Origin of the sequence: Streptomyces niveiscabiei, assembly GCF_001419795.1 — a bacterium.
GTDB lineage: Bacteria > Actinomycetota > Actinomycetes > Streptomycetales > Streptomycetaceae > Streptomyces > Streptomyces niveiscabiei.
The window spans coordinates 1-4695 of record NZ_LIRL01000410.1; the positions used below are offsets into that span (position 1 = coordinate 1).

General features: G+C 72.5%; 4 protein-coding genes and 2 pseudogenes. 3 read left to right on the plus strand and 3 right to left on the minus strand.

The window, feature by feature from the left end:
• A pseudogene (locus tag AOK24_RS50860) lies at positions 1 to 467 on the minus strand (peptidoglycan-binding domain-containing protein); the annotation flags it as partial.
• Positions 468 to 652: 185 nt separating this feature from the next.
• Between AOK24_RS50860 and AOK24_RS20105 the strand changes: the two are divergent.
• A complete protein-coding gene (locus AOK24_RS20105) occupies positions 653 to 2674 on the plus strand; it encodes an MDR family MFS transporter (protein ID WP_055721446.1) in 2022 nt (673 codons plus the stop codon).
• Positions 2675 to 2699: 25 nt separating this feature from the next.
• On the opposite strand, the gene AOK24_RS20110 is transcribed toward AOK24_RS20105, so the two are convergent.
• Positions 2700 to 3191, minus strand: a complete 492-nt coding sequence (locus tag AOK24_RS20110; protein WP_055721447.1) for a GNAT family N-acetyltransferase — start codon at positions 3189 to 3191, stop codon at positions 2700 to 2702.
• A 125-nt stretch (positions 3192 to 3316) separates the two neighbouring features.
• Here AOK24_RS20110 and AOK24_RS20115 point away from each other — a divergent pair, with 125 nt between their 5' ends.
• On the plus strand, positions 3317 to 3955 hold the full coding sequence (locus tag AOK24_RS20115; RefSeq protein ID WP_055721448.1) for a hypothetical protein: 639 nt from the start codon (positions 3317 to 3319) through the stop codon (positions 3953 to 3955).
• Positions 3956 to 3989: 34 nt separating this feature from the next.
• Positions 3990 to 4439, plus strand: a complete 450-nt coding sequence (locus AOK24_RS52500; protein ID WP_338060945.1) for a hypothetical protein — start codon at positions 3990 to 3992, stop codon at positions 4437 to 4439.
• A 55-nt stretch (positions 4440 to 4494) separates the two neighbouring features.
• On the opposite strand, the pseudogene AOK24_RS20125 reads toward AOK24_RS52500, so the two are convergent.
• A pseudogene (locus AOK24_RS20125) lies at positions 4495 to 4695 on the minus strand (DnaJ family domain-containing protein); the annotation flags it as partial.

A 4695-nucleotide genomic window follows, 5' to 3' on the forward strand; every position in this document is an offset into this window, starting at 1 on the left:
GGTATGACGCCGTCCAGGGGTCCTACGCCCCCCGCTCCCGCTCCCCGCGCGACCCCGTCATACCCCGATACCCGTAGCTCTCCAGAGCCACCCCGAGTACCGGCACCGCCACCCGGAACCCTCGGCAACGGGGCCGTCGCCGTCGCGTCCGGAAACGATTCCGCAGCGGCGGGAACGGCCCGCAACGGCATCGTCGCGTCGGCCGGCGGCCCGGGCGGACGCCCCCCGGCGACCGGCGCGCCCGCCGTACCCGCCAGCTCCACATAGGGACGTATCCGCAGCGGATCGAAGTCCTCCGCGGCGGCGGCGTCCGCGAGCCGCGCCTCCTTCAGCGTCTCGGCGGCCCGCTGCGCGCAGTCGCAGGACGGCGTGCTGTCGGCGGCACGCAGGGCCCCGCACTCCGGGCAGGGGTGCCCGTACGGCCCCTGTGGCCCGGTGGGTCCCTCGCGCTCCGTCGGCTCGTTCACGCCTTCACCCCTCCCCGTGGGAACTCCGGAAATTATGCAGATCCTCCACACTCATGGCACGCCCCCATCGCACCACACGTCACAGGCCCCGAGATGGCCGGAAATCCTCTCCCGCACGGTTCGACAGGCCGTTCCGGGTGACACCGACCACCATGGAAGGGACACGAGAGCCGAGGGAGGTCTCCATGGCCTTGGACGCACGGACGGCCGCGGCGGATCCGCACCGCGAACACGTTGGCGGAAACGTCATGGTGTCGATCGGTGCCCTGCTGCTGGGCATGCTGCTGGCGGCCCTCGACCAGACGATCGTCTCCACGGCGCTTCCCACGATCGTCAGCGACCTCGGCGGCCTGGAACACCTCTCCTGGGTGGTGACCGCCTACCTCCTCGCCTCCACCGCGGCAACCCCCTTGTGGGGAAAGCTTGGTGACCAGTACGGCCGAAAACGACTGTTCCAGACGGCGATCGTGCTCTTCCTGATCGGTTCCGCTCTCTGCGGAACCGCCCAGAACATGCCGCAGTTGATCGCTTTCCGGGCACTCCAGGGCCTGGGCGGCGGCGGGTTGATGGTCCTGTCGATGGCGATCGTCGGCGATCTCGTCCCGCCCCGCGAACGCGGGCGCTACCAGGGCCTGTTCGGCGCGGTCTTCGGCGCTACGAGCGTCCTGGGCCCGCTGCTCGGCGGCGTGTTCACCGAACACCTCAGCTGGCGCTGGGTGTTCTACGTCAACCTCCCCGTCGGCGCCGTCGCGCTCGCCGTCATCGCGGCCGTCCTGCACATCCCGCGCCGCACCACCCGCCACGTCATCGACTACCTCGGTACCTTCCTGATCGCCTCCGTCGCCACCTGCCTCGTCCTGGTCGCCTCCCTCGGCGGGACGACGTGGGCGTGGGCCTCGTTCCCGGTGATCGGCCTGCTGGTGCTGGGAGTTGTGCTCGCCGCCGCCTTCGTCGCCGTCGAACGCCGGGCCGCCGAGCCGGTGTTGCCGCTGAAGCTGTTCGCCGTCCGCACCTTCACGCTCTCCGCCGTCATCAGCTTCATCGTCGGGTTCGCGATGTTCGGCGCGATGACCTACCTGCCGACGTTCCTCCAGGTCGTGCAGGGCGTCTCGCCGACCATGTCCGGCGTCCACATGCTGCCGATGGTCGCCGGGCTGCTGATCTCCTCGACCCTCTCCGGCCAGATCGTCAGCCGCACCGGCCGCTGGAAGGTGTTCCCCGTCGCCGGGACCGCCGTCACCACCCTCGGCCTGCTCCTCCTGCACCGCCTCGACGAGTCCAGCCCGACCGGCGAGATGAGCGCGTACTTCTTCGTCTTCGGCCTCGGGCTCGGCCTCGTCATGCAGGTGCTCGTCCTGATCGTCCAGAATGCCGTGTCCTACGAGGACTTGGGCGTCGCCACGTCCGGCGCGACCTTCTTCCGGTCGATCGGCGCGTCCTTCGGCGTCGCCGTGTTCGGCACGGTCTTCGCGAGCCGCCTCTCCGACAAACTCGCCTCCGCTTTCAAGGGAGTTGAAGGACTGCCGGCGGGGTTCACCGCCGACGCGCTGAAGTCCGACCCGCGCGGCATCGCCCAACTCCCGCCCGCGCTAAGGCCACCCGCCCTCCACGCCTACGCCTCCTCCATCACCGACGTGTTCCTGTACGCCGCGCCCGTCGCGCTGCTCGGCTTCGTCCTCGCCTGGTTCCTCAAGGAGGACCGGCTCCGCTCCTCGGTGACCGCGCCCGACGTCACCCAGACCCTCGCCAGCAACCCCGTCGAGCGGTCCTCGTACGACGAGGTGTGCCGGGCGCTGTCCGTCCTCGGCACGCGCGAGGGGCGCCGGGAGGTGTACCGGACGATCACCGCCCGCGCGGGGTACGACCTGCTGCCGGCGGCGAGCTGGATCCTGCTGCGGATCAGGAAGTACGGCAGCGTCGAGCCGGGGCGGCTCGCGGACCAGAGCCCCGTACCGCTCGCCGTGATCATCGAGGGGGCCCGGCAGATCGAGGAGAGCGGGCTCGCCCGGCGCGAGGGGACGGAGCTGCGGCTCACCGCGCGGGGGCGCGAGGTCGCCGAACGGCTCGCGGAGGCGCGGGAGGAGTCGCTCGCGGAGATGCTGGGGGACTGGTGGGGGCCCGACCGGCCGACCGATCTGGTGCGGCTGGTACGGGAGTTGACCGGGGAGCTGTGCGGGTCGGTGCGGGAGCAGCCGCAACGGGCGTGAGGACGAGGCCGGTTGGGCCCCCGTCTCAGCCGAGGGCCTTCGCGAACCAGTGCTCGGCGTAGAGGCCGTCGTTGTGCCGCTCCGTCTCCGCGTACCCCAGCCGCGCGTACAGCGCCCTCGCCTCCACCAGGTCGCTGCGCGTGTCCAGGATCAGGCGCGCGGCCCCGAACTGGCGGGCGGCGTCCTCCGCCGCGCCCACCAGGAGCGCCGCCCCGCCCTTGCCCCGCAGCTCCGGGAGCACGAAGACGCGGGTCAACTCGGCCGTGTCCGGCGCCAGGAAGCGCACCCCCGCCGTACCGGCCGCCTCACCGTCGTACCGGCCCACCAGCAACGTCCCCTGCGGCGGGGCGAGTTCGGCGCCCGTGTGGGCGTGGATCTCGCGCTCCAGCTCGGCGGGGTCGGTGGTGCGGTCCTCGTGGCGGAGGTACCAGCGGTCGCTCACCTCCGTGTAGTACGCGCGCCACAGGGCCCGCGCGGTGGGGGAGTCGGGGAGTTCCGGGGTGATCGTCCAGGGCATGGGACATTCTCCGGACGCGGCCGGGCGGGGGCGCAAGCGATATACGGAGCGGCCGTTTGTGTGCCGGGTTCCGGGCAACCCGGAAGGAGAACCGGCCCGTTGGGCCGAGACACCGGAAGGCAGCCATGTCCACAGGCGTGATCGTCGTTCTGATCGTCGTCGGCGTGCTCGTCGTCGCCGCGGCGGGTTTCCTCGGAGTGCGCCGCACCCAGGGCGGGGGGTCCTTGAAGCGGCGGTTCGGGCCCGAGTACGGGCGGGCCGTGGCCCGGCACGACGGGGATGTCCGGGCCGCCGAACGGGAGTTGACGGCTCTCGTCGAACGCCACGGGGGTCTGCGGGAGCGACCCCTCGAAGCCGGGGAGCAGGAGAAGTTCCAGGAGTGGTGGCGGGCCGCGCAGGAGCGGTTCGTGGAGTCGCCCCGGGAGGCCGCCGCCGAAGTGGACCAGTTGCTCGGGGAGTTGGCGGGCGCGCGCGGGTATCCGCGGGCCGACGACTTCGACGAGCAGGTCGCGGCGCTGGCCGTGCACCACGCCGGGCACGTCGACGGGTACCGGCACGTGCGGCACGTGGTCGGCGAGCGCGGCGCGGACACGGAGGACGCGCGCCGGGCCGTCCTCGAAGCCCGGGCCCTGTTCGGGGAGTTGATCGGCGAGCCGAAGGCGCTGGCCCGCGCGCCCCGCGCCGCCTCGCGCGACAAGGACAGGGCGCGGGCCGGCCGCAGCGGTCGTGTACCGGCGGTGTTCCAGCGGATCCAGGCCAAGTGAGGGCCGGGACAGGACGAGACAGGAAGGGTGCGGGATGAGCGAGGAGACGGGAACGCCGCGCAAGGGCGTGCCGCAGGGGCGCACGGGCGCCGGGAATCCGCCGGAAGCCACGGCCGTACCCGCGAAGACGCCGACGGGGATGCCCACGGGCGCGCCCGCAGCGGCGCTGAAGACCGGGGAGCCCCGCGAGAAGGGGTACGGCTCGCCGCTGATCCCCCGCGACGAGTGCGACAAGCTGGAGCAGAAGATGCGGCACGCGCTCGCCGGGTTCGTCGACGAGCCCCGGGAAGCCGTCGCCGAGGCCGATCAGGTGCTGGAGGAACTGGCGACGCGGTTCACCGAGGCGATCACGCGCAGGCGGCGGACCGTACGCGGGGCCTGGCAGGCCGGGGACGGCGGGGCTCCGGCGACGGGCGACACCGAGCAACTGCGGCTCGCGCTGCGGGACTACCGGGAGCTGTGCGATCGGTTGCTGCACGTGTGAGGGGAGTTGGGCGCCGGGTCCGTCGTACAGCGGCCCGGCGCCCGCCCAAGTCCCTTCAGGACGCGGGGCGTTCGGTGTCCGCCGGGGGCGTGTTCCGGCGCGCGCGCCACTCCTCGACGACCGCCTCCACGTCGTACGGCTTCTTGCCGAGCGGCGGTCCCGGCGGCGGACGGAACATCATGTCCCGGATCTTCGCGTTGACTTCGGTGAGGATCTTGCGGACCGCGTACTCCGACGGGGCCTCCAGGGCCGCCGC